General features: G+C 71.0%; 14 protein-coding genes. 6 read left to right on the forward strand and 8 right to left on the reverse strand.

The window, feature by feature from the left end:
* The first annotated feature begins 22 nt into the window (after positions 1–22).
* Positions 23–484: a Fur family transcriptional regulator gene (locus Vlu01_RS23550; protein WP_204003360.1), complete on the forward strand. Its 462-nt coding sequence runs from the start codon at positions 23–25 to the stop codon at positions 482–484.
* Complete coding sequence (gene katG, locus Vlu01_RS23555) at positions 477–2,753, forward strand: catalase/peroxidase HPI (RefSeq protein ID WP_204003361.1); 2,277 nt, start codon at positions 477–479, stop codon at positions 2,751–2,753. The genes Vlu01_RS23550 and katG overlap by 8 nt, the downstream gene beginning before the upstream one ends.
* A gap of 130 nt (positions 2,754–2,883) precedes the next feature.
* Here katG and Vlu01_RS23560 read toward each other — a convergent pair whose 3' ends face one another.
* From Vlu01_RS23560 to Vlu01_RS23585, 6 genes are all read right to left on the reverse strand, one after another.
* Entirely contained in the window at positions 2,884–3,507 is a 624-nt protein-coding gene (locus Vlu01_RS23560) for a DUF1775 domain-containing protein (protein ID WP_204003363.1), read from the reverse strand.
* Positions 3,504–5,213, reverse strand: coding sequence for a copper resistance CopC/CopD family protein (locus Vlu01_RS23565; RefSeq protein WP_204003366.1), 1,710 nt, complete (start codon positions 5,211–5,213; stop codon positions 3,504–3,506). Before Vlu01_RS23565 ends, Vlu01_RS23560 begins: the two co-directional genes overlap by 4 nt.
* Before the next feature lie 40 nt (positions 5,214–5,253).
* Complete coding sequence (locus tag Vlu01_RS23570; RefSeq protein ID WP_204003368.1) at positions 5,254–5,961, reverse strand: YcnI family copper-binding membrane protein; 708 nt, start codon at positions 5,959–5,961, stop codon at positions 5,254–5,256.
* Positions 5,962–6,233: 272 nt separating this feature from the next.
* Complete coding sequence (locus Vlu01_RS23575) at positions 6,234–9,608, reverse strand: endo-1,4-beta-xylanase (protein WP_204003370.1); 3,375 nt, start codon at positions 9,606–9,608, stop codon at positions 6,234–6,236.
* Positions 9,609–9,955: 347 nt separating this feature from the next.
* The gene (locus tag Vlu01_RS23580; protein ID WP_204003372.1) at positions 9,956–10,786 is read right to left on the reverse strand and encodes an MBL fold metallo-hydrolase; all 831 of its coding nucleotides are present in this window, start codon (positions 10,784–10,786) and stop codon (positions 9,956–9,958) included.
* Between the two features lie 173 nt (positions 10,787–10,959).
* Positions 10,960–11,982, reverse strand: a complete 1,023-nt coding sequence (locus Vlu01_RS23585) for a GlxA family transcriptional regulator (protein ID WP_204003374.1) — start codon at positions 11,980–11,982, stop codon at positions 10,960–10,962.
* Between the two features lie 70 nt (positions 11,983–12,052).
* On the opposite strand from Vlu01_RS23585, the gene Vlu01_RS23590 reads away from it, so the two are divergent.
* The 3 genes from Vlu01_RS23590 to Vlu01_RS23600 all read left to right on the forward strand — a co-directional run bounded on the left by Vlu01_RS23590 (position 12,053) and on the right by Vlu01_RS23600 (position 15,612).
* Positions 12,053–13,324, forward strand: coding sequence for an APC family permease (locus Vlu01_RS23590; RefSeq protein WP_204003375.1), 1,272 nt, complete (start codon positions 12,053–12,055; stop codon positions 13,322–13,324).
* A 279-nt stretch (positions 13,325–13,603) separates the two neighbouring features.
* Positions 13,604–15,310, forward strand: coding sequence for a ribosomal protection-like ABC-F family protein (gene abc-f / locus Vlu01_RS23595; protein WP_204003376.1), 1,707 nt, complete (start codon positions 13,604–13,606; stop codon positions 15,308–15,310).
* A complete protein-coding gene (locus Vlu01_RS23600) occupies positions 15,307–15,612 on the forward strand; it encodes a trypco2 family protein (protein WP_204003377.1) in 306 nt (101 codons plus the stop codon). Before abc-f ends, Vlu01_RS23600 begins: the two co-directional genes overlap by 4 nt.
* A 37-nt stretch (positions 15,613–15,649) precedes the next feature.
* Here Vlu01_RS23600 and Vlu01_RS23605 read toward each other — a convergent pair whose 3' ends face one another.
* On the reverse strand, positions 15,650–20,782 hold the full coding sequence (locus Vlu01_RS23605; protein WP_204003379.1) for a type IV secretory system conjugative DNA transfer family protein: 5,133 nt from the start codon (positions 20,780–20,782) through the stop codon (positions 15,650–15,652).
* Complete coding sequence (locus tag Vlu01_RS23610; RefSeq protein WP_204003381.1) at positions 20,779–21,336, reverse strand: hypothetical protein; 558 nt, start codon at positions 21,334–21,336, stop codon at positions 20,779–20,781. Before Vlu01_RS23610 ends, Vlu01_RS23605 begins: the two co-directional genes overlap by 4 nt.
* Before the next feature lie 272 nt (positions 21,337–21,608).
* Between Vlu01_RS23610 and Vlu01_RS23615 the strand changes: the two genes are divergently transcribed.
* A complete protein-coding gene (locus tag Vlu01_RS23615; RefSeq protein WP_204003383.1) occupies positions 21,609–23,957 on the forward strand; it encodes a hypothetical protein in 2,349 nt (782 codons plus the stop codon).

Raw genomic sequence — 23,957 nt, forward strand, 5'->3', positions numbered from 1 at the left:
GAAGAGTGATAGGTTCGTCGGCATGACGGCGGACTTCGAGGCGCAGCTACGGGCGGTCTCGTTGCGCGTGACCCGACCCCGGTTGGCGGTGCTCGCGGCGCTACGCGACCACCCACACGTCGACACCGACACGGTGATCCGACTGGTCCGCGCCGATCATCCCACCGTGTCCCACCAGGCGATCTACGATGTGCTTCGGGCGCTCACCGACGCCGGTCTGGTGCGGCGCATCCAGCCCACCGGAGCGATCGCCCGCTACGAGTCCCGGGTGGGGGACAACCACCACCATGTCGTGTGCCGCTCCTGCGGCATGATCGCCGACGTGGACTGCGCCGTCGGCTCCGCCCCCTGCCTCACCGCCTCCGACGACCACGGGTTCGTGCTCGACGAGGCGGAGGTCGTCTACTGGGGCACCTGCCCCGGCTGCGCGACCGAACGCACCACCAGTGATCCGCAAGGTCGGAAGGAAGCACACATTGAGTAACGCACAGCACGACGGCCCGTCCAGCGCCCAGGGTGTGGACAAGAAGGCCGCGGCCGGCTGCCCGGTCGCGCACGACTCGGTGACCGCCCACGGCAGCGAGAGCGAGAACCCGGCGATCGACTCGCCGACCCCGAAGACCGGCGGTCGTCCGCGGACGAACCGGGACTGGTGGCCCAACCAGCTCGATCTTTCGGTGCTGCGCGCCCACTCGTCGAAGGTCAACCCGCTGGGCGAGGACTTCAGCTACGCCAAGGAGTTCGCCAAGCTCGACGTCGAGGCGCTGAAGCGGGACATCGTCGAGGTCCTCACCACCTCGCAGGACTGGTGGCCGGCCGACTTCGGCCACTACGGCGGCCTGATGATCCGGCTGAGCTGGCACGCCGCGGGCACCTACCGCATCCACGACGGTCGCGGTGGTGCCGGTGACGGCAGCCAGCGCTTCGCCCCGCTCAACAGCTGGCCGGACAACGCCAACCTCGACAAGGCGCGTCGCCTGCTGTGGCCGGTCAAGCAGAAGTACGGCCAGAAGATCTCCTGGGCCGACCTGCTCGTGCTCGCCGGCAACGTGTCCCTGGAGTCGATGGGCTTCAAGACCTTCGGCTTCGGTTTCGGCCGCGAGGATGTCTGGGAGGCCGAGGAGATCTTCTGGGGTCCGGAGGACACCTGGCTCGGTGACGAGCGCTACGTCTCCGAGAAGGAGATGTCGCAGGGTGTCGGCGCGACCGAGATGGGCCTCATCTACGTCAACCCCGAGGGCCCGCGCGGCAACCCGGACCCGCTGGCGGCGGCACATTTCATCCGGGAGACCTTCGCCCGGATGGCGATGAACGACGAGGAGACGGTGGCGCTCATCGCCGGCGGCCACACCTTCGGCAAGACGCACGGCGCCGCTGTGGCGGACAACCACGTCGGCCCGGAGCCGGAGGCCGCGCCGCTGGAGGCGCAGGGCCTGGGCTGGCTGAGCACGTACGGCAGCGGCAAGGGCGCCGACACGATCACCAGCGGCCTGGAGGTCACCTGGACCGACCGGCCGACGCAGTGGAGCAACCGCTTCTTCGAGATCCTCTTCGGGTACGAGTGGGAACTCAGCACCAGCCCGGGCGGGGCCAAGCAGTGGGTCGCCAAGGACGCCGAGGCGATCATCCCGGACCCGTTCGACCCGTCGAAGAAGTACAAGCCGACGATGCTCACGACCGACCTGTCGCTGCGCGTCGACCCGGCGTACGAGAAGATCTCCCGCCGGTTCCTGGAGAACCCCGACGAGTTCGCGCTCGCCTTCGCCAAGGCCTGGTTCAAGCTGTTGCACCGCGACATGGGCCCGGTCAGCCGCTTCCTCGGGCCGTGGGTGCCGGAGCCTCAGTTGTGGCAGGACCCGGTGCCGGCCGTCGACCACGAGTTGGTGGACGAGGCCGACATCGCCGCGCTCAAGGAGAAGGTCCTGGAGTCCGGCCTCACCACCGCCCAGCTGGTCACCACTGCCTGGGCCTCGGCGGCGAGCTTCCGCTACACGGACAAGCGCGGTGGCGCCAACGGTGCCCGCATCCGCCTGGAGCCGCAGCGTAGCTGGGAGGTCAACCAGCCGGAGCAGCTCGCGACGGTGCTGGGCACCCTGGAGAGCATCCAGCGGGAGTTCAACTCGGCGGGCGGGGCGAAGATCTCCCTCGCGGACCTGATCGTGCTGGCCGGCTCGGCGGCTGTCGAGAAGGCGGCGCGGGATGCCGGCACCAAGGTCACGGTGCCGTTCCGCCCTGGCCGCACCGACGCCAGCCAGGAGCAGACCGACGTCGAGTCGTTCCAGGTCCTGGAGCCGCGCGCCGACGGATTCCGCAACTACCTGCGGGCCGGGGAGAAGACCCAGCCGGAGACTCTGCTTCTCGACCGCGCCTACATGCTCAACCTGACCGCGCCCGAGATGACCGTTCTCGTCGGCGGCCTGCGCGCCCTCGGTGCCAACGTCGGTGGGAGCCAGCACGGCGTGCTCACCGACCGGCCCGGCGTGCTCACCAACGACTTCTTCGCCAACCTGCTCTCCCCGGGAACCCGGTGGAAGGCGTCGGAGTCCGAGGAGAACGTGTACGAGATCCGCGACCTGGCCACCGACGAGGTGAAGTGGACCGCTACGGCGGTCGACCTCATCTTCGGTTCCAACTCGCAGCTCCGGGCACTGTCCGAGGTCTACGCCAGTGACGACGCCCGCGACAAGTTCGTGGCCGACTTCGTGGCGGCCTGGACCAAGGTGATGGAACTCGACCGGTTCGACCTCACCTGATCCCGACCCAGCGGGGACGAGCCCCGGGCGATCACCGACGATCGCCCGGGGCTCGTCCCACGTACGCCCCGCAACACCTCGGGGCGTCGTGCCCGATCGTCTCGGGACACCGTGCGCCGCTACCGGTGGATCACTGCCGTCGGACGGAGACGAACCCGGCCACGGCCGCAGCGGCGACGAAGACGATGAGCACGGCCGACGCCTGGCGCAGGGTGGCACCCCCACCCTGCGCCCGGTCCGGGTCGCCGGCAGCCGCAACGGGCGACCCGGCGCTCGGCTCGGGCTGTGCGGCGAGGACGGCGTTGGTGGCGATCAGCCGTGGCGCGGGGCGCTCGCTGTCGGCCGTGATGTCGATCCAGTCGTACGCGCCACCGTCGGCGCAGCGCTGCAGCACCGGAAAGTGGAGTGTGTCGCCGGCCCGAGCCACGATCCGGGCGGTCACCCCCACCTCGGCGGTTTCCTGACCGGGCCCGGTGAACGTGATGCGGTCACCGGCGATCGTGGCGGCCCAGCCGTCCGGCGGCACGGTGTCGGTCGCGCTCACCCCGCCCGGGAGAGCGACGATCAGTTCCGTGGTGGGGGAGCCGTCGCAGCTGTGGTCGAAGCTGAACGTCACAGTGGTCGTACCGTCTCCGTTCGGCCGGGCCCCGGCGACCTCGACGTGGGCGGCAGCGGGTACGGCACCCAACGCCAGATACCCGATCGAGGCGGCCGTCGCGACGCCCACCGTCCTGACCCATCGTCGTGGGTTCATCGCACCTCCACCGTGAACCGCGCGGTCGGACTGTCGTACTTGGAGGTCCGCACGTTCGCCTGCACCACCCAGGCACCGGCGAGGGGCAGGTCGACGACGGCTTCGTAGCGGCCCGGTCCGGTAGGCGCCAACGACCGTTCCAGCGGGCCGATGTCCATCGCCGGCAGCAGAATCGTCAGCTTCGGATCTGCCACCGGAACCACGGGCTGACCAGCGGCGTCGACGAGTTCCAGCTCCATCGAGTTCACTCCTACCTCTCCGGGGGTGAACCGGGCGACCGCGCGACCCGGCCCCAGCGGCGCCTCCACCACGATCGGACCGCCCCCGGCGTCCGCCGTCGGCCGGGGTGCTGCCTCCCGGACGACCGGGCTCTGCGTGACCAGGAACCCGGTGGCGACGACGACACCGACCAGCAACGCGGCCTCCACCCGGACGGTGCGACGCAGCAGCCGCCACGCCTGCGCGGAGTTGTCGTCACGATCGGCGGTGCGGACGCGGGGCACGAGGCGGAACCGGTTGTGGGCGGCGACGACGAGAACCACCAGGGTCAGCCCGACCTTCGTGAGTAGAGCCACCCCGTACGAGGTGGCCCAGAGCGCCTCCCAGGACCGCAGGATGCGCCAGGCGAGCAGCAGCCCGGCGGCGGCGAGCAGACCGACGAGGACGGCGGCGGTACGGGAGAACGCGGACACCGTCCGGGCGGCAGCATCGGCACCCAGATCGGCAGATCGGCTCAGCGCCCAGGGCAGCGCCACCAACCCACCCAGCCACACCCCGGCGGTGGTGACGTGTAGGACGTCGGCGGGGACGACCAGCCAGGCCGGACCGTACGTCCGGGTGTGCCCGACCAGAGCGACCGCCCCCCAGGCCAGGGCGATACCGGCGAACGCCAGGGCGGACAGCGCGGCGCGGCGGGCCGACCGGCCACCGACGGCGGACCAGCAGGCCCACAGCCCGGCGCTCAGCCCGAGCACGACCAGCACCGAACTCAGCGCCTCCTCCGACCGTAGACCGGTCAGCCACTGTGCCCCGTCGATCAGACCGGTCAGCCCGCGACCGTCCTGCCAGGCCGGGACGGCAGGCACCAACACCAGCCGCGCCAGCACGGTCAGGCCCGCCGACCAGCCGGCGAGCCGCAACAGCCGACGCCGCAGGACCGGCGCCTCGGCGCGTAGCAGGACGAGCAGGAAGACCAGCAGGCCCGCACTGACCAGCAGACCCAGATAGGCCACCGCCTCGGCCGCCTGGCGCAGGAGGTTCAGCGCGCTGCTCGGGCGGCTCTCCGGCACCACCACGGCCGCGCTGCTCGGCGTACCGACGACGAAACTGAACCCGCCGGAGATCGGATGGCTGTCGGCCGAGACCACCCGGAACGCCACGATGTAGGTGCCGTCGACAAGGTCCGGTGGGACGGTCAGGACCACTGTGGTGTCCACTGACCGGCTGTCGGTGGAGAGCTCCGCACCGGCCGCGTCGAGCAGCCGGACCCCGTCCGGGCGTACCATCACCGGCTCGTTGAAGGTCAACGTGACCTCGGACGGGGCGCTCGCCAGCACGGCTCCGTCGACCGGGTCGCTGCCCAACAGCACCGCGTGGGCGGCTGCCGGTGCCGCCGGGACGACGGCGGCCAGCAGACCGAACAGGGTGGCGAGCGCGGCGGCGCCGAGCCGCCGCGCCCACCCACCCGGGGCCACCCGCGCTGTCACCCGAGGACCGCGCGATCTCACCCGCAAGACCGCCCGCCCGTCAGGCGGCCCTGCGGGTACGCAGCAGCGCCAACCCGCCGGCCACCAGGCCCAGCGCACCGAGCACCAGTGCGATCCAACTGAGCACACCGGTGCCGCCAGTGGACTCCTCGGTGGTTTGGGACACCGGCTGGACGGATGCCTCGGCATTGTCAGCGTCGGCCTTCGCGGTCAGCACGAAACTCGGTGCGGGGTACTGCAGTTCGTCGGGGTTCTGGCCGGCGGCGGGCATCTCCACCCACGGCGTCTCGCCCTGCTCGCAGGTCTGCACCGCCGGGAAGGCCAGCGTCTCGCCGACCGTGTCCGGCAGTTTCAACGACAGTTCGAACGTGTCCCGCAGGTCGGCCGGCAGCGGTGTCTTCGCGGTGTAGACCACTTCGGTGACCCGCTGCGTGACCTCGTTGCCGTGGCTGTCCTTGATGGGCGGGTTCAGCTCCGCCATCACCTTCTGCACGGCCCAGTTCGAGTTCACCGTCGGCGTGACCGAGACGATCTGCTCCGGGATCCTGATGGACACCTTCGTCGTGGCCGAGGTGTCGCAACCGTGCGGCACACCGAACGTCAGCACGGTGTAGGCACCCGCCGTGGTGACCGACGGGCTGACCGTGACATGCGCGGCGGCCGGCGTCGCGGTGAGCGCCACGGCTGCGGCGGTGAAGAGCCCGAGGGCACCGAGCTGCGCGACCCGGCGACGTTCGAGAAGCATCATTGGACAACCTTTCCGGAGGGCGGCCCGCGATCTGCGCGGCATGTCACAGTTACGTGGTCGGCTGCCGGCCCTGGTGAGTTCCCGGCCGTCCCGCATCCCTCGATGTGGACCAGGCTCGTGGCGGCCGGGGCTCGACGGGTCGGGGTCAGTGCGCCTCGTCCGCCCTGGACATGCAGGTGGCGGCCACCGCGACAGTGCGCGGTGGCCGCCACTTGACCTACCTCACCGGCCCGCTCGTCGACCCGAATCAGCCGACGTGCTCCTGCCGGTTGTCACAGGTTGGCGCAGTACCCGATGCTGAAGGTGCTGGCACCGGCCGCCAGGGTCCGGTTCCAGTCCACCCCCTTGATCCGGTAGCTGCCGTCGCCCAGCCGTTCCCTCTTGAAGTTCCAGGCGTCGTAGATGTCACCTTCGAGATCCACGATGGCGCTCCACTCGACGGCCTTGTCACCGGTGTTGGTGGCGGTGATGGTGGCGCAGTAGCCGCCGCCGCTGTCGGAGTTCCAGCGGGCGATCCGGGCCATCGCGATCTCCACGTTGGAGCCGGCGACCAGCCGACCCACACCCCAGCGGGCGGTGGTCTGATAGCCCTCGCCGTTCTGCTCGGCCCAGTTGCGGATCGACGTACGAGCGCCGTCGGAGGCGTCGTTGACCTGGAAGTCCAGGCCGTGGAACGTGCCGAGGCCACCGTATTCGAGCAGGCTGATCGCCGCCTCGACGGTGTAACCCGTCGGGGTGCGCACCGCCGCGCTGTTCAGGCGGCCGGCCTGGAACGCCTCGTCCCCGGTGCCGAAGGACACCGCGTTGTCGGCGTTGATCCGGATCTGGGTGTCGTCGTACCGGAAGGGACCGTTCTTGGCGTTTCCGGCATCGACATAGATCTCGACCGAGTCCTGCGTCCACGGGTCGGAGCCGGAGACATCGACCACCGGGTCGGTCACCTCGGCCAGCACGTACAGCGTCTGGTCCCGCCACAGGGTGCGGACCTTGGCGGTGGCGCCGTCGGTGCCGGAGACCTGCTTGTCGGTGCTGACCGTGCCAGCCTGGGACCAGACCGCGTCCACCGTGCCGTCGATGACGGGCGCGGTGCTCGCCTGACGCACCTCCAGGTACGACAGCTCCTCGACCAGGGTGAGGGTGCCGACCGCGCCCGGGGTGTTCCAGGCGGAGGTGGTGCCGTTGTCGGTGACCTGCACGTCCAGGGTGAGCGTGTCGCCCTCGGCGGCGTCGGTCAGCGGCAGGTGGGCGACCAGGTCGTAGCCGCCGTCGCGCTTGGCCACCACGGCCGGCACGTCACCCTTGCCCTTGCGGTTGACCTGGTAGGTCTGGTCGCCGAGGACGAAGGTGACCCGGTCGGAGTTGGCGGCCGTGGCGTCGTCGACCGTCACGTACGCGGTCAGGTGATCGGCCGCCCAGCGCAGTTGGAACCGCGCCGTCTCCTCGATCTGGTGCAGGGGCAGCTTGCGCCAGGTCAGATCCTTCGGTGCGGCGGCCGTGAGGGCCACGTCACCGGCGAAGACGTTCGCGGTGCGCAGGCGTGCCGGCAGCTCACCGTCCACCGCGCCGTGGTAGGCGGGCTTGGCGCGCAGGTTGTCGTCGAACAGCAGCGGCGCGTTGGCCGAACGCCACGAACGGCCGTCGGTGAGGCCCCACACCGTGACGGCGAACAGGTCGTCGGTGTGCTCCCGGAAGATCCGGAAGGCGTCCCGGTAGAAGTAGCCCTGCTCGATCAGCCGGGCCTGGGTGACCGGGGTGCCGGTGGTGACGTCGAGTTCGGTGACGGCCTGGGTCAGCGGCAGCTCCGCAAAGGACTCCAGGGTGCTCTGCAGGCTGCTGACCGGCGTGGCCAGGGAGACGTGGAACTGGTGTCCCACCCCGTCGATCGGCACGTCACGGTCGAGCAGCCGCTGCACCAGTGCCCGGTAGCGGGTCTGCTTACCGCTCTGCTCGGTGTTGTAGTCGTTGATGAACAGGGTGACCGGGTCGCTGCCGGACACGGCGTGGACGTCGTTGAACGCCTCGTGCGCGTACTCGAACGACAGGTCGATGAAGCTCTCGCCGAGGATCCGGTACCACTCGCTGCGGCGCAGGCCGTCGGCGTGCTCACCGCTGTCGCTGACGACCTCGTTGACGACGTCCCAGGCGTACAACGGGTTGGTGGGGGAGCCGAACGGACCGTAGCGGTCGGACAGGGACTCGGCGACGTTGAAGATGTGGGTACGCAACCGGTCACGCAGCACCTGCTGGTGTGCCGCGGAGGTGGTCAGCGGCTGACCCTCCGCGTCCTGGAAGAACCAGGCCGGGGTCTGGCTGTGCCAGACCAGCACGTGGCCGTAGACCCGCAGGTCGTTGTCGCGGGCGAAGTCCAGCACCGTGAGCGCCTGCTCGTGCGGTCGGAAGTTGCCCTCGTCGTCGTACCAGGCCTCGGGCTTCATGTGGTTCTCGTGGGTGACCTGGTTGAAGTGTCGGGTCAGCAACGTGCTGGGCCCACCCACCGTCTCCCGGGCGTCGATCGCCACGCCGACCGGGAACTCGGCGGTCTCGTGCAGGCCGGTGAGGTCTTCGATGACCGGCGGCTCGGGCACCCGGACGACGATGTCGTCGACCAGGAAGTCGCTGGTGTTGCCGGTGACGTCCGCGCCCTGCCAACGGGTCTCGAAGTAGAGCAGCGCCTCGTCCGAGACGGGCATCGTGAACCGCGCGGTCACCTCGGTCCAGCCCGTGTTGGTGACGGACTCGAACTGGGCGAGGGTGCTGAACGACTGGCTGCCGCCGGAGGTGCTGGACAGGCTGAGCCAGATCTGGTCGGTCGGCTGGCCCTGGGCGAACCGTACCCAGGCGTTGAACTCGTAGGTGACGCCCGCCTCGAAGAGGCCGCTGACATCACGTCCGATTCCGGCGCCCTGGTTGACCCGGTTGCTGACCAGCGCCGCTGCCGCACCGCCGTGCGCGACGTCGCTGATCGCCACCGTCGGTGCCCCGGGGCCGCTGTCGCGCGGGCCCCAGCCGTCCAGCCCGTCCTCGAAGTCGGTGTCGATGACGACGGTGCCGGGTGCCGGCCCGCCGGGTCCGCCGTCCGGGGCGGTGATCAGCACGTCGTCCAGGAGGAACGGGGTGTCGTCCGCCGCCTCGACGTAGAGGGTGGCGGCGCTGAGCCCGTCGGGCAGCGTGTAGGTACCGCCGATCTGCACCCAGCTGTCGGCGGTGGTGGCGACGTCCCCGCCGATCCAGGTGTAGGTGTTGTCGCCGCCGGCGGCCGGGGTCGCCTCGACGGTGAAGTGCACTCCGGCGGTGCCCTCGGTGCCGGCCGGCAGTTTGACCCAGGCGGTGACCGAGTACTGCGTGCCAGGCCGGAACAGCGCCGTCGCGCTCGTCGCCGGACCCTGCCAGTTCGCCGTACGGCCGGTGACCGACAGGCTGTTGTCGCTCTCGTGTCCCTCGTCGGTGATGGCGAGGGTGACGTCGCCGCGTGGTCCCCAGGGGGCGTACGAGCCGGACTCGAAGTCGTTGGCGAGGACGACCTGCGCGGCGGCTGCTGGCGTGGGTGCGACGGCGATCGCCGCCACGAGCGCGGCCGAGGAGAGCAGCGCGATGGTTCGGGATCGGCGTCGTGATCGATGGGAGAGGTTCCAGAGGCGCATCGGCATCCCTCTATGTGAGATCGGTGCTGGCGGGGTGTCTCTGACGTGGACCTTCGGGCGGATCAAAGCGCGTGCATGTTATGCCGAGACCGCCGCCCTGGCCAGAACTTCCGGAAGTTTCCGATAACGACGCGTCGCCGTCACCACCGGGTCGGCGGCTGCCCACAACGCCGGGACGACCCTGTCCATGCTGGCGGGAGCTGCGGAAACACCACGTACGCGCGATGACGGCAGCGCGCCAGGACGGCCGGCAGCGGCACCCGCAGGTCGCTGCCGCCGACCGGCGACGAGGTGTGACTTTCGAAGCGTCGGCGCGGCTGCTCAGCCAAGGCCGGGCCGGTGCGCCGTGGTGGTCACGGGGTCAGGTCCGCGTCCCACCGCAGGGGAAGGCGCTGGGTGTCTCCGCGCCGGATGGTCTGGATCGCGGAGCGCAGGCCCTGGGCGGCGGCGAGGTCGAGAAAGTCCTTCAGCGGTGAGCGGAACACCCGGTAGTCGTCGTAGTGGATGGGCACGGTGACGCCCGGCCGGATCAGTCGCATCAACTCGACACCCTGCCGGTCGTTCATCGTGACGAGGAAACCGAGGATGCGGGTGCCGCCAAGATGGACGAGCATGGCGTCGATGTCGGGAAAACGGGCCGGGATCTCCGCCAGCGCCGGGCGGTACAGGGTGTCGCCGGTGATGTAGAGGCGCAGCAGGCGTCGCCCGTCGTGTTCCAGGTCGATGACCGATCCCATCACCGTGGGCAGCAGGCGATCGAGTAGCCCCGGACCGTGGTGGCCGGGCACCGCGGTGATGATCAGCCGCTGGCTGCCGCGCCGTAGCTCCCGACTCTCCCCGCAGGAGAGGCCGTCGGCGGCGGAGAAACCCCAACGATGCAGTCGGCGGCAGGCCGGTGGCGTCGTGATGATCGGCAGGGTCTTCGCCAGCCCGTTGCGGGCCACCCGGTCGAAGTGGTCGCCGTGCATGTGGGACAGGACCACCGCGTCCAGGTCGGGTAGCTCGTCGACGCCCACGGCGGGGTTGGTGAGACGTCGGGAGAACAGCCCGTAGCCCAGGTAGGCGCGCTGCCCGGCGTGCAGGAAGTTGGGGTCGGTGAGCAGCGTGAAGTCACCGAGCCGCAGTAGCGTGGTCGCGGTACCTACGAACGTGACCTCGCCGAGCACATCGCGTCCGGACGTCATGGTGTGCCTCCTGCCGACCGGTCGGGTTCCACCCGCGACGAGGGCGCATACCCACCTCCACCGGGACGAAACGCCCGCCGCCACCGCCTGCACGCCCCGCCGGCCAGCGGTGCTCGCCATCTCCGCCGGGTCGGCCGGTGGGCAGCTGCTCTGCGGGTGAGACGGGGCGCCGATCAGGTCCGTGAAGGCAGCGATCTCCCGGCCGACTGCGGCGTGATCACCGGGTGGGCGGCCGCGCCGGACCGGTACCGGAAGACGTGCCGGTAACTCTGCGGAGTCGTTCCGCTGATCCGGCCGAAGTGCTGGCGCAGGTTGGCGCCGCTGCCGAAGCCGGTGCGTTGTGCGATCCGCTCCACCGGATCCTCGGTGGTCTCCAGCAGCTCCTGCGCCAACCGGACCCGCTGCTCCAGCAGCCACTGCAACGGGGTGGTGCCGAGGGAGTCGCGGAACCGACGGGCCAGGGTACGTGGGCTCAGGTTGGCCACCCGGGCCAGGTCGTTGACCGACAGCGGGCGGTCGAGGTGCTGCCGAGCCCACTCCAGCACCGGGCTCAGATCGGCCGGGGAGACTCCCCGCACCGGCGGCGCCGGGTACTGGGTGTGGTCAGCGCTCCGCTGCGGCGCCACCACCATCCGCCGAGCCACCTCGTTGGCCACCGCGGCGCCGTGGTCCTGGCGCACCAGGTGCAGGCACAGATCGATGGCGGCGGCCGTACCGGCCGAGGTGAAGATGTTCCCATCAGCCACGTACAGCACCCGGGGGTCGATCTCGACCAGCGGGAACCGGCCGGCGAAATCCTGGGCGTTCATCCAGTGCGTGGTGGCGCGCCGGCCGTCGAGCAGGCCGGCCGCGGCGATCGGGTACGCACCGGCGCAGATGCCGACGATGCGCCTGCCGCGCGCGTACGCGGTGCGCAGCGCCTCGACCAGCTTCGCCGGGGGGTTGGTCTGCACCGGTCGGGCACACGCCGGCACCAGCACGGTGTCGGCCTCCACCAGGTCGTCCAGGCCGTACGGGGGATCGATCCAGGAACCGAGGGTGGTACGCAGCGGGCCGGGCTCGGCCGCGCAGAGCCGTACCTCGTACCACGGGTCGACGATGTCCCGCCGGTCGGTGCCGAACACCTCCAGCGGAACCGCCAACTCGAAGATCGGCAGGTTGTCGGTCACCGCCACTGCGACGACGTGCGGACGCATGGCAGGAATCTAACGCAGCTCGGCGCCAATCCGACTGTCCGGGCCGGCCGAACCGGACGAGGGTGATCACATGACCCAGACCCGTGTCACGCCGGTACCCGGCGGTCGGCTCACCGCAGCCCAGGGCACCGCCCTCTACGTCGGCGCCGTCCTGGGCACCGGAGTCATCGCGCTGCCCGCGTTGGCGGCCGAGGCCGCCGGCCCCGCCTCCCTGCTCGCCTGGCTGCTGCTGGTGGTCGTCTCCGCGCCGTTGGCGGCCACGTTCGCCGCGCTCGGCGCCCGCCACCCGGACGCGGGTGGCGTCTCGACGTACGCCCGGATGGCTTTCGGGCCGCGGGCCGCGGCCGTCGTCGGCTGGTGTTTCTACTTCGCCGTGCCGCCGGGGGCATCCGCTGCGGCGCTGTTCGGCGCCGCGTACGTCGAGGCAGCCGTCGGCGGTGGTTCCCCCACCGTCGCGGTGACGGCGGTGCTGCTGATGGTCGCGGTCACCGCCACCAACCACGTCGGTGTGCAACTGGCCGGGCGGGTGCAGCTCGCGCTCGCCGGGGTGCTCGTCGCGTTCCTCCTGGCGGCGGTGCTGCTGGCGCTGCCCCACGCGGACGCCGCGAACTTCGTGCCCTTCGCCCCGCACGGACTGGCCGCGGTCGGGCCGGCGGCGGCGCTGCTGATGTGGAGCTTCGTCGGCTGGGAGGCCATCACCCACCTGACGGGTGAATTCCGTCGACCGCTGCGGGACCTTCCCCGGGCCACCACCGCAGCGGTCGTCGTGGTCGGTGCGCTGTACCTGGCGGTGGCCGTCGCGACCGTCGCCGTCCTCGGCTCGGCGGCGGCGGGGTCCGCAGCGCCGCTGGGCGACCTGTTCGCGGTCGCGCTCGGCGGGGACACCCGCTGGGTGGTCGCCGGGGCGGCGCTGCTGCTGACCTTCGGCGCGATGAACGCCTACTACGCCGGCGCGGCGAAGCTCGGTGCGGCGCTCGGCCGCGACGGGGCGCTGCCCGGCTGGCTCGCCCGGGGCGCTGTCGCCGGTGAGGTGCCCCGCCGCAGTCTTGCGGTCACCGCCGCCCTGGCCTTCCTGGCACTGGGCGCGATCCTGGCCACCGGCCTCGGCGCCCGCCCGCTGGTGCTGCTCGCCACCGGCTCCTTCATCACCGTCTACGTCATCGGGGTCGCGGCGGCGCTGCGGCTGCTGCCCCGTCGCAGCGCCGCCTGGTACGCCGCTGCCGCGACCATCGGCGTGGTGCTGTTCCTCCTGGTCATGACCGGTGTCTACCTGCTCTGGCCGGTGGCGGTGACCGGGGCGGCGCTGCTCTACCTCCGCACGCGCGTCCGCAGCCGCTCCTGATCGGCGACCCACGCACCCGCTGGTGGGCGCGACGTCCGCCGGGGTTCGGGGCTCGGCGGGCGTGCCGGTCCGGCCTGCGCCGGACCGGCACTTGTTACGCTTGACGTCGCGGATCAACCGTGCAAGTCGGATCGAGGAGCGGCGACATGCTTTCGGGGGACGACGACATCTCGGGGTGAGCAGCCCCGCCGCCGTGCTGGCGGCCTGTCGTGTCGTGGCCCTGTCTGCCTGACCGGGGCGTCAGTGGCGTCCCCGGCTTCCTTCCCGAGGTCTGCTGAAATGTTCGACGCCTGCGTCGTCTGCACCGATCTGTCCTTTTCCTGGCCCGACGACACCCCCGTGTTCCGGGACCTGTCCTTCACCGTGCCGCCGGGTCGCACCGGCCTGGTCGCGCCGAACGGCGCCGGCAAGTCGACGCTGCTGCGCCTGATCGCCGGTGACCTCGTACCGACCGCTGGCGGCGTGACGGTCGAGGGAGTGCTCGGCTACCTGCCGCAGAACCTGCCGTTGACCGGTGACCTGACCGTGGCGGAGGTGCTGGGTGTCGCCCCGGCACTGACCGCGCTGCGGGCGATCGAGGCCGGCGACGCCAGCGAGGACAACTTCGCCGCCGTCGGTGACGACTGGGACGTCGAGGAGCGCAGCCGCGCCGAACTCGACCGGTTGGGGCTGGGCGAGGTGGCGTTGGACCGGTGCCTGCACACCCTCAGCGGCGGGCAGGCGGTCTCCCTCGGCCTGGCCGCGCAACTGCTCCGGCGTCCCGACGTGCTGCTGCTCGACGAGCCGACCAACAACCTCGACGTCGACGCTCGGCACCGGCTGTACGCGGTGCTGGAGAACTGGTCCGGCTGCCTGCTGCTGGTCAGCCACGACCGGATGCTGCTGGACCGGATGGACCGCATCGCCGAACTCGACGGCGGGCAGCTGCGCCTGTTCGGCGGGAACTTCACCGCCTACGAGGAGACCTCCCGGTCCGCCCGGGAGCTGGCGGAACGCCAGGTCCGCAGCGCCGAGTTGGAGGTCAAGCGGGAAAAACGGGAGATGCAGCAGGCCCGCGAACGCGCCGAGCGGCGAGCCGGCAACGCTGCCCGGAACCTCGGCAACGCGGGCCTGGCCCGCATCGTCGCCGGTGGGCTGAAGCGCAGCGCCCAGGAGTCCGCGGGCCGGGCCCAGCAGGCGCACGCCAGCCGGCTCAGCGACGCGCAGTCGCGGCTCGACGAGGCCGGCCGGGCGCTGCGGGAGGACCCGACGCTGGCATTGGAGCTGCCGGAGACCGATGTGCCGGCCGGTCGGACCCTGGTCGAGGGGGAGCGGATGCAGGTGCGGTACGGCACCCGGACGCTGTTCCCCGAAGACGGCGTCGACCTGATCATCCGTGGGCCGGAACGCATCGCGCTGACCGGTCCCAACGGTGTCGGCAAGTCGACGCTGCTGCGGCTGCTGCTCGGCGACCTGGATCCGCAGGGTGGGCAGGTACGTCGGGCCGACGGCCGGGTCGCGTACCTGTCGCAGCGGCTGGACCTGCTCGATGCCGACCGTACCGTGTTGGAGAACCTCACCGCGTACGCCCCGGACCGCCCGCAGTCGGAGCGGATGAACCTGCTGGCCCGGTTCCTGTTCCGGGGGGCCCGCGCCCACCTGCCGGCCGGCGTCCTCTCCGGTGGTGAACGCCTGCGCGCCACCCTGGCCTGCGTGCTGTACGCCCAGCCGGCCCCGCACCTGCTGCTGCTCGACGAGCCCACCAACAACCTCGACCTGGTCAGCGTCGGCCAACTGGAGAACGCGTTGAACGCCTACCGGGGCGCGTTCGTGGTGGTCAGCCACGATGAACGTTTTCTGGGCGCCATCGGCGTGCGACGGTGGTTGCGTCTCGATCCGCGCGGCCTGCGCGAGATCCCCGCTCCCGAGCCCGGAGACGGTGGCGTCGCCGTGCTATCCATGGGCTGCCGGTCCGACACCGGCTCACGACGGAGGGAGCGCCCATGAGCCCGGTCACGCCCGCTGAGGATCTCACCCTCTCCGAGGCGGTGCAGAGCCTGCGCGAGCAGATCCTCCACGCCGTCGACTGGGCCGACGACGAGTCGCTGACCTTCGCCATCGAGAGCATCGAGGTGGAGTTGGAGGTGGCGGTCTCCACCGTCGTCAAAGGTGGTGTCAAGGCTGGGTTGTGGACGGTGGTGACCGTCGGCGGTGACGCCGAACGGCACCGGTCCGCGACCCATCGCGTCACCCTGACCCTGCAGCCGGAGCTGGCCGGGGGCCGAGTGCGGATCAACAAACGCGGTTGAGTCGGCCTCGGTGACCCGACGGAACCGGCCGGCGGGATCATGTGTCCCGCAGGCCGTACCGATTCAGGTCGGCGTGTGGACCCGCGTTGAACGCGAGCAGCGGCGCGAAATCCTCGTCGCCGACGACCGATGGCCCGGCGTGGTCGCGCAGGTCCCGGTCGTGACTCGACGAGCGCAGCGTGATGACATCGGCGCTCAGGTGATCGTAGACGCACAGTGCCGTGCCGGGCATGAGCTGGCGCAGCGACCGGTGCCGTGCGCCCAGCACCAGGTCGTCGGAGAGCAGGCTCCGGTACAACTGCTGGCTGCGTTGATCCCGGTTGCCCGGTAGCAGCAGCAACGCCGAGTGGTTGTTCGCGATGCTGTTCGCCCGGTACTCCCCGTACATGGCCTCCATCTGCGCCAGATCGTGGAAGACCGTGACCAGTTGGATGTCGGTGCCGGCCGCGCTGGTGGCGAGGGTGTCGAGGTTCTCCAGCCGCGCGATGTTGCCGGCCTCGTCCAGCAGGAGCAGCAGGGGGAGCTGCCGCTGACCGCTGTTGTGCCGGCGGTACGCCTCAGCGATCACCCGCTGGATGAGCATGGTGAAGATCGGGGCGAGGAGGCGCTGGTCCTCCGGCGGTGCGCAGAGGTACAGGGTGTTCGCTCTGCCGTCGAAGAAGTCGTCGACCTGGAAGTCGCTTTCCGAGTTCCGCCGTACCGCCGCCGAACTGTACGCCGTGAGCAGTGTGGTGGCGGTGGCGTAGACGCTGGTCATCGTCTGTGGAGCCAGGGCTCGGATGCCGGCGAACGCGCGTACGGCGTTGCTTCCGTCGTCGCTGTACCGGAGTGCGACCGTCAGTCGGGCGCTCACCTCGGCGGTGTCCATCGTCTTCACCCAGCGGTGCACGTCGGCCATCGTGCATCCGGTGGCCGCTGCGGCGAAGAGCAGCGCTTCGAGCAACTGGTTCGCCAGGTTGTACCAGAACTGTTCGTCCCGCAGCCCCGATCGGCCGGTCAGTCGGCCGGCCTCGACGAGGGACCGGGCCGTCAGCACCGTGCCCTCCCACGTACGACAGTCGTCGATCGGGTTCCACTTCCTGACCAGGGCGCCGTGCACCAGCCGTTCCGTCGGCTCGAAGACCGCGACCTCGCCCATCGCGGCACGTTGCCGTACGGTGCCGCTGAGCACATCGGTGCGAATGGAGGTGACCACAGCGGGCCCGTCCCATTCGAGCAGGGTGGGGATCACCATGCTGGTGGTCTTGCGGCTGCGCTGCGGGCCGAGCACCAGGACGGGCCGGAACTCCACCGCGGCGACCAGTTGGTTGGCGTGTCGACCGAGCACCACGCGGTGCCGCCGCTGCTGAGGGTCGGGCGCCACCACCAGCATGCCGAGGGTGTCCGGCTGGGATCCGGCCGAGGACGCGACGCCGTCGGTGCGTCCGCCGTCGCGTTCCCGCAACCAATCGTCGAGTTCGGTGGAGACGGTTCGGCGGTCGTCGTGGTAGCCGGGAAACAGTGGCGACATCACCTCGAAGACGCCGAGTGCCTCCTGGGCCAGCACGATCGCCTCGTCCAACTCGCCCTGCGCATAACGCACCCTCGCGCGCAGGTAGAGCACCAGGGCGAGGCACTGCCGGCTCTCGTCGGTGCGGGCCTGGTCGCGCAGGCTGTCGGTGAGTCGTCGTACCGAATCGTCGGCCTCGGTCTCGAAGCCCTCGTCGCTGAGCCGGACCGCCGCCGCCAACTGCAACAGGTGTGCGCTGAGCAGCTGCACCAGATACGTGCGCGGTTCGTCCTCGGAGAGCCGTTGGAACTCGGCCACGGCGCGCTCGGCTGCCGGCAGTGCCTCCCGGAACTCCTCGCTCTCCAACCGCAGCAACGCCAGCAGGGTGTACAGCTCACCCAGGTGCGCCCGGCCGCCGATCGGATCCAGTTCGGCGAGCCGGTCGATCGCGTCGCTGATCGCCTCCGCCGCCTCCGGAAGCCGCCCCAGTCCGAAGTAGAGAGAGGCACGGGTCTTGGCCGCGATCACCGGCAGCACGTACATCCGCCGGGGGTGTCGCGCGTAGAGGTCCTCGACCATCGCGTCGGCGGCCCGCACCTCCTTGAGCGCCTCGTCGACGTCATCGAGCTGGTACAGAGCCTCGGCGTACGCCAGGCGCGTCATCGCGTACGCGAACTCGAACTGATCCGGCAGTTCGCCGGAGAGGTCCTGGAACATCCGCCGGGCTTCCTGCAGGTACCGCCGTGCCGTGACCTGGTCGACCTGCAGTAGCAATGAGCCGGCGCTGAGCCGGACCGACGCGCGGTTGAACCGGACATCGTCGTCGTCACTGTCCGCCGCGGTGTCGGCGATGGCCACGGCGACCGCGATCTCCCGCTCGGCCTCCTCCAGTTCTCCGGCGAGCGCCCGCAGGTTCGCCAGGATGACGCTCGCCGCGGACATCTCGACCGGGTGTGGCGGCGTGGCGGTACGGAACCGGTCGACGGCCTGTGCCGCCTGGCTCAACGCGCCGGGCAGGTCGGCGGTGCCGAGCAGCGCCATCGCGTACGCCAGCCGCAGCCTTCCCGCCTCCAGGGGCGGCAGCAGGCCGGGCTGGTGCACGGCCTCGTGCAGGGTGGCGACCGCCGCGCTGTGCTGCCCGGCCGCGAGGTATGCCAGCGCGAGATGTCGTCTCGCCTCGGCGAGGGCGGCGAGGTGCCCGTCCGGATCGTCGCGGGACGCAGCCTCGGCGAGCGCCACGGCCTGTTGGCCGGTCTCGATGGCGGCCTCGACGTTGCCGGTGCCCATCCGGACCAGCGAGGTGGTGCTGAGCAGCCGCCCGAGCTGGTTGTTCTGGCCCAGTTGCGGGGCACGTCGCAGGTAACCGATCGCCTCGTCGGACGACTGCGTGGCGGCATCTGGTCGCCCGAGCCGCAGGTAGGCATTGGTGGTGTCCTGAAGCAGCCGGATGGCGCGTGCCGTGTCGTCGGTCTGCTGATAGTGGGTCGCGGCCTGGTGCAGCACCGTGGCAGCAAGCTTGTGCAGCCGGGCCTGCGCGCGAAAGGCCACGGTCGATGCCTCGGCGGCGGCTCGGGGCACCTCGATCTGTTCCAGCGCGGTGGCGATCCGCGCGGCGAACAGATAGGCGTCCGAGGTGGGGGTGCTGCCGTCGGGCAGCGGGTCGTTGGCCTGCCGGGCCAGCTCCGGTAGGCGTTCGTCGAGGAGCTGCGTGAGCACACGCCGCGCGGGCTCCGCCGCCGCTGACGACGGCGACGCCGTCATCCGCAGCAACACTTCGAGCATCCGTGAGCGTTGGCCGACCCGGTCGACGTCACCGAAGAGCCCGGCCACCTGGTCGCGCGCGATCAGCCGGCGGGCGATCAGTCGCTCGCCGAGCAGATCCGGGCGTACGGAGGGCAGGGGAGAGCCGCCGTAGGTCTCCCGCAGCAGTTGGAGCAGCCGCTCCGCCCTGGCGTGGTCGTCGCGTAACGCGCCGACCTGGTTGAGGACGAGCCGCGCGTCATCGTCGGTGTCCGCGCCGGCGAACGTGGCGACCGCGAACACGTCCATCCGTGGTCCGCTGCTGTCCAGACCGTGCCGGTGCAGGGTGGGCGCCCAGAACTCGCGGTCTTCCCGGTCGAGTAGCCGGTCCAGCAGGTCGTCGATGTCGTGCCGGTCGGCAGGGGTCGCCCCGACGGCGCGGGCCTCGGTCGTGGCCGACGGAGGAAGCAGGTCGAGCAGTGCCCGGGCGTGCAGTAGCAGCGGGGTGCTCAGGACGCGGAGCCACGGCGCCAGGTCTGCGGGCGGCTCGGGCGGGGAGGCGGGCACGGCTTCCGGAATCGCCCCGGGAGGCATCGGCTCGTCCGGCTCGGGAAGCCCCTTCAACCGGCTGAACGCGTGCCGGGCAGCCAGATAGTGCTGGTAGCGGGCCGCGCCGTCCAGTTCCAGCTGCGACAACCGCAGGTCGAGCGCGGGGTCGTGACTCTCCAGTCCCATCGCGGCGTGCAGCCTGGGCAGGAAGGCCGGCGCCGACCTGGCCAGGAACACGACGCGTACCGGATGGCGGGCCCCGCCGGTGAGGCAGCCGAGCAGCAGCTCGGCGGCGGTGTCGGGGGTGCTGTCGACGTAGTCCATGACGATCAGCACCGGACGGCGTACCGCCTCCAACCGGGTCTGGGCCGGCTCGGCGGCGAAGGTTCCGATTCCGGCGACCCATCCGTCGGCCGCCGCGTGCCGGCACAACTCGGCGGCGAGTCGGGTCTTGCCGCTGCCACCCGGGCCGGACAGCACCGCGTAGCTGACTCGCGCCGGGGTGGCGCACCAGGCGGTGAGCTGCGCCAGCTCGGCGGACCGACCGGTGAACGGCACCAGCTGGTATTCGACGTGCAGCAGCGCGGTCAACGAGGTGCGTAGATTCTCCTGCACCTGGGAGCTGAACGATCGTTGGGCGGACCGGATCCGGATGGCCTGACCGGTGCCGACGGAGAAGGACGTCAGGTTGCTGATCCGTCGTGCACCGCTGTGTTCCCAGGTTGCCGGCAGGTGCGGCTGAAGGTCCCGGTCGGCAAGGAGCCGGGTGACCGGAACCGCCTCCAACCGGCCGCCGCCGTCGAATTCGCCGTTGTCGGTGACGATCACGCCGACGAGCAGGCCGCTGGTCCAGACCGCCGCGCCGGACAGGCCAGCCCACCCGGAGTCGTTGCGGCGACGTGCCCGCCGGCCGTGGACGGGTCTGGAGGAGGTGACGTCCAGCGACAGGAGCGTCTGTCGACCGGCGCTGTACGGCGCGGTCACCCCTCGGACGTCCTCCAGATCCCAGTGCTCCTCGGCGCGAAACGCTTCGGTCGCCTGCACACTGGGAAATCCGATCGCCCGAAACGGTAGCGGCTCGTCGACGTCGATGTGGGCGATGTCGGGTGGCTCCTCGTCGCCGTCGGGCTGGTGCGAGGAGAGCGCTGTCGGGTCGAGCAGCACCAGCGCGGCATCCAGGTCGGCGTCGGCCGGCAGGATCCGCGCTGTGGCGGTGATCCAGTCGCGCGGATCCTCGGTGTCGGCCCGGCGAACCCGGATTCCTTCGGGCTCGGATTCGTCGACCACGTGCGCGGCGGTCAGCACCACGCCGGGGGCGATCAGCAGGCCCGAACCTCGACTCCGCTGCGCGTCGCCGACGGTGCAGCTGATCTCGACCACTCGGCTGATCATGGTGATTGGGTTCCGTTCGGGTCGTCGCTGCCGATCAACCAGAGTTGAGATCGGCCAGGTAGTCGTCTCCACCGACGCGACCGGGCATCGGTGAAGCACAGCTCGAACTCGTCGGATACCGGGTTGCTGGTGCCCGGTGGCAGTGCGAAGACATGCCGGAAGGAGGAGTACGGCTGAATCGTCACCAGTCCTGTGGTGGCTTCGCTGGCCTGCGGCTCCCCGACGGCTGGTCGATAGTTGAAGGAGACGCGATGAATGACCTCGGCGCTCTGGTTCACCGCCTCGACCTCCACCGCACCCGGGAGGTCCTGGCCACCCCGGTAGGTGTCGCCGAGTTGCAGCGACACCCGACGGGCCTGACCGTTGACTCGCTCCTCCTGGTCGGCCTCACAGTAGGCGGACACCGCCCGCCCGATCACCGTCACCTGTTCGGCCAGCCGCTCGACCGCGGCACCGGTCACGGCCGAGCGATACGTGCGCAGAGCCACCAGCAGGGACACCGCGGCGACCGCCAGGGCCGCCACGCTCGCCGACAGCGAGAGCAACGCAATCACGGCGGTTGTCCCGCCCACAACCAACCCCCACAGTCGTGGGCGACACCGACGGGGCGGTGTGCCTACTGTCGAATGTCGTACGGCGTTCCGAGCATAGTGACGCGTCCTATCCGCCACGAGCACCGTAGTGACGATGTGACACACCGTTCGGGCGGTCCGTGCTGACCGGCCATGGGCGCTGGTCCGTCCAATGTCCACTCCTGGGTCGACTGAACCCGTCGGATTGACGCCGGCGCACTGTCCCGGCCGGGCGCGGCGGGCTAGATTCCGTTGTGTCCATCGACCCTCACCCGACCGGTGCCGGCCGACAGCCGGACGGTGCGGCCATCCCCGCACGTCGACGTGCCACATCGGAGCGGTGGCTGCGCCAGGTGGCGTTGTCGCTGGCGCGTACCTCCTCGGCCCGGTTCTGCTGGTGGCGGCTGATCGGGAAGCGGTGGCAGTTTGGTGAACGGCAGCCCCCACCGTATGTGACCCTGGCGTGGCGCCGCCGCCGATGGTGGCAGCACGTCGGCTCGGTGCTCGGCTGGCCGGCGGCGGGCCTGGGCGCGCTGGCCGGGGGAGTGTGGCTGGCTCACCGCAGCGTCGATGTGCTGGTCGACGCGTCGAAGCGGGAGGCCGCGCACGACCTGCTGGACCGGCTGGGCGCGCAGGTCGTCGAGGACGTCGGCGGCGCCGGTCCGCTGGGTCGGCTCGTGCCGGCGCTGCTGTTGACGGTGTTGTTGACGCTGGTCGGCACGGCGCGCACCCTGGTGCGACAGGAGGTACGCCAGGCTCCGGAGTCGGTCGCCCCGCGTACGCTGGTGCACCGTCACCGCATCGCGGCACTGCTGACCGTGGCGCCCTGGGCACTCGGGGTGGCGGCGTTGGGCGTGGCGGGCGGCTACCTCAACTACCGACTGCTGCCCCACACCGCCCCGGACTGGCTGGCGGTCGGCGTCACGCTCGGCGAGCCCCGGCTGAGTCCCGCGCAGTGGTGGCCGCTGACCGCCGCAGTGGTGGCGTTGACCGCCGGGTGCCTCAGCCTGCGTACGCACTGGGGACGGTTCGTGCTCGTGCGGGCCGGCCTCGTCCTGGCGCGTCGGTTGCCGTGGCGGACCATCGGTTTCCTCGATGATGCGGTGTCCTCCGGCGAACTGCGCGTGGTCAGCGGCGGCTACCAGTTCCGCGACCCGGACCGCGCGCGGGCGCTGGTGGCCGGCGATGGTGACCAGGCGGATCTGCGGTCGATCCCGGTTGTCGACCTGGCTGCCCGTCGACAGTTGGCCGCGGCCGACCTCGCCTGGCGGCAGGAGATCGGTCTCGATTCTGTCGGCGCGCGGATCGGCTTGGCCGGATACCGCGCGGAGTGGGCGGAACTGGTCGCCGGACAGCAGCGGTTGCCGATGCTGCGCTGGTGCTACCGGACAACCCTGAGCGCGTTCGCCTGGGCGTCGGCCGTCGAGGCGGACGAGCCGGGCGGGTGGTCGGCACTGGCGGTCTGGTGTCGCCAGGTGTCGCGGACGGGCCGCCGTTGGCGGTTGTCACGTGCGGTGGTCAGCCCCGCCGCCGAGCACATCGCCCGGTTCGCCTGGCTGGAGGCGGCGGTACGGAGTCAGCCGGGCGCGTTGGCGGCGCTCGGTGACATGGTGCGGTGCACCGACGGTGGTGATTCGACGCCGGACTCCTTTACCGGGCTGGCCCGCCTGCTCGGTGCCGACCTGGGCCGGCAACTGGACGACGAGAAGCCCACCGGGAGCTGGTGGCGTCGTTGGCTGGACTGGCACCGGCCGTTGGGTCTGTCCGCCCGGTTCGGGATCACGGTGCAGGCGTGGTCCGTCGCGATCGACGCGGGCGAGCCGGCGGGCCGTTCGGGTGCCGCCGTCGCGTTCACCGACCTGGCCGAGACCGGCAAAGGGCGCAACCTCTCCGACCGCCTGCTCCGGCTGCTGCTCTTCCACACGGCCGTGCAGGTCGGGATCGCCGCGGTCGATGCCGACGAACCCGATGCCCCGGCCGGTCTCGCCGAGGTCGTCCGCCGTTGGCGGCACACCCGACACCGGTGGTTCGGTGGCCGGCTGAGCCGTTGGCTGCTGCTGTCACCGGCCGAGGCGGTGCTCGCCGATGAGGTGGGGCCGGGTGCCCCGCCGGTGCGGCGGCTGCCCCCACCCGAACGGCTCGCCGGGCAATGTCGTCGGGCCCTGGACACCGCCGCTGTCGAGGGGCCCGTCGTGACGTGCGGCCGGCTGTTCGGGGCGTTGATCCGCAGCGACGTCTACGCCGACTGGACCCGGATCTGGCCCTACGATCCGCGGAGTTCGCGCCTGGTCGGAGCCTTCGACGAGGAGACCCTTGGCGATCCGGCCGACGGGTCGTACCCGGCCGGCGACGCACTGACGGATCAGCGCTGGAATGGGACTCCGATCACGCCGGCTCTGGCCGCTGCGCTCGTCTGGGCAGACTCCGTGGCCACCCGCAACCGGATGGACGCGGTACCTTCCGGGCTGCTGGCCCTGGCGCTGTTGCGTGAACCGCGCAGCGGTGCCACCCGGTGCCTGACGTCGGTACAGGGTGTGACCCGTGAAGAGTTGCTGTCCCGCGTCCGGCAGGACCTCCTGCGCGCCGTCACGCTGGTGGAATGA

The sequence above is a fragment of the Micromonospora lutea genome, from assembly GCF_016863535.1.
GTDB classification, from domain to species: Bacteria; Actinomycetota; Actinomycetes; order Mycobacteriales; family Micromonosporaceae; genus Micromonospora; species Micromonospora lutea.

Bases quoted from the DNA above. Each gene is read 5' to 3' on its own strand.
- Vlu01_RS23550 (WP_204003360.1), top strand. From the start codon at position 23: ATGACGGCGGACTTCGAGGCGCAGCTACGGGCGGTCTCGTTGCGCGTG.
- Vlu01_RS23560 (WP_204003363.1), bottom strand. From the start codon at position 3,507: ATGAACCCACGACGATGGGTCAGGACGGTGGGCGTCGCGACGGCCGCC.
- Vlu01_RS23570 (WP_204003368.1), bottom strand. From the start codon at position 5,961: ATGATGCTTCTCGAACGTCGCCGGGTCGCGCAGCTCGGTGCCCTCGGG.
- Vlu01_RS23575 (WP_204003370.1), bottom strand. From the start codon at position 9,608: ATGCCGATGCGCCTCTGGAACCTCTCCCATCGATCACGACGCCGATCC.
- Vlu01_RS23580 (WP_204003372.1), bottom strand. From the start codon at position 10,786: ATGACGTCCGGACGCGATGTGCTCGGCGAGGTCACGTTCGTAGGTACC.
- Vlu01_RS23585 (WP_204003374.1), bottom strand. From the start codon at position 11,982: ATGCGTCCGCACGTCGTCGCAGTGGCGGTGACCGACAACCTGCCGATC.
- Vlu01_RS23590 (WP_204003375.1), top strand. From the start codon at position 12,053: ATGACCCAGACCCGTGTCACGCCGGTACCCGGCGGTCGGCTCACCGCA.
- abc-f (WP_204003376.1), top strand. From the start codon at position 13,604: ATGTTCGACGCCTGCGTCGTCTGCACCGATCTGTCCTTTTCCTGGCCC.
- Vlu01_RS23600 (WP_204003377.1), top strand. From the start codon at position 15,307: ATGAGCCCGGTCACGCCCGCTGAGGATCTCACCCTCTCCGAGGCGGTG.
- Vlu01_RS23605 (WP_204003379.1), bottom strand. From the start codon at position 20,782: ATGATCAGCCGAGTGGTCGAGATCAGCTGCACCGTCGGCGACGCGCAG.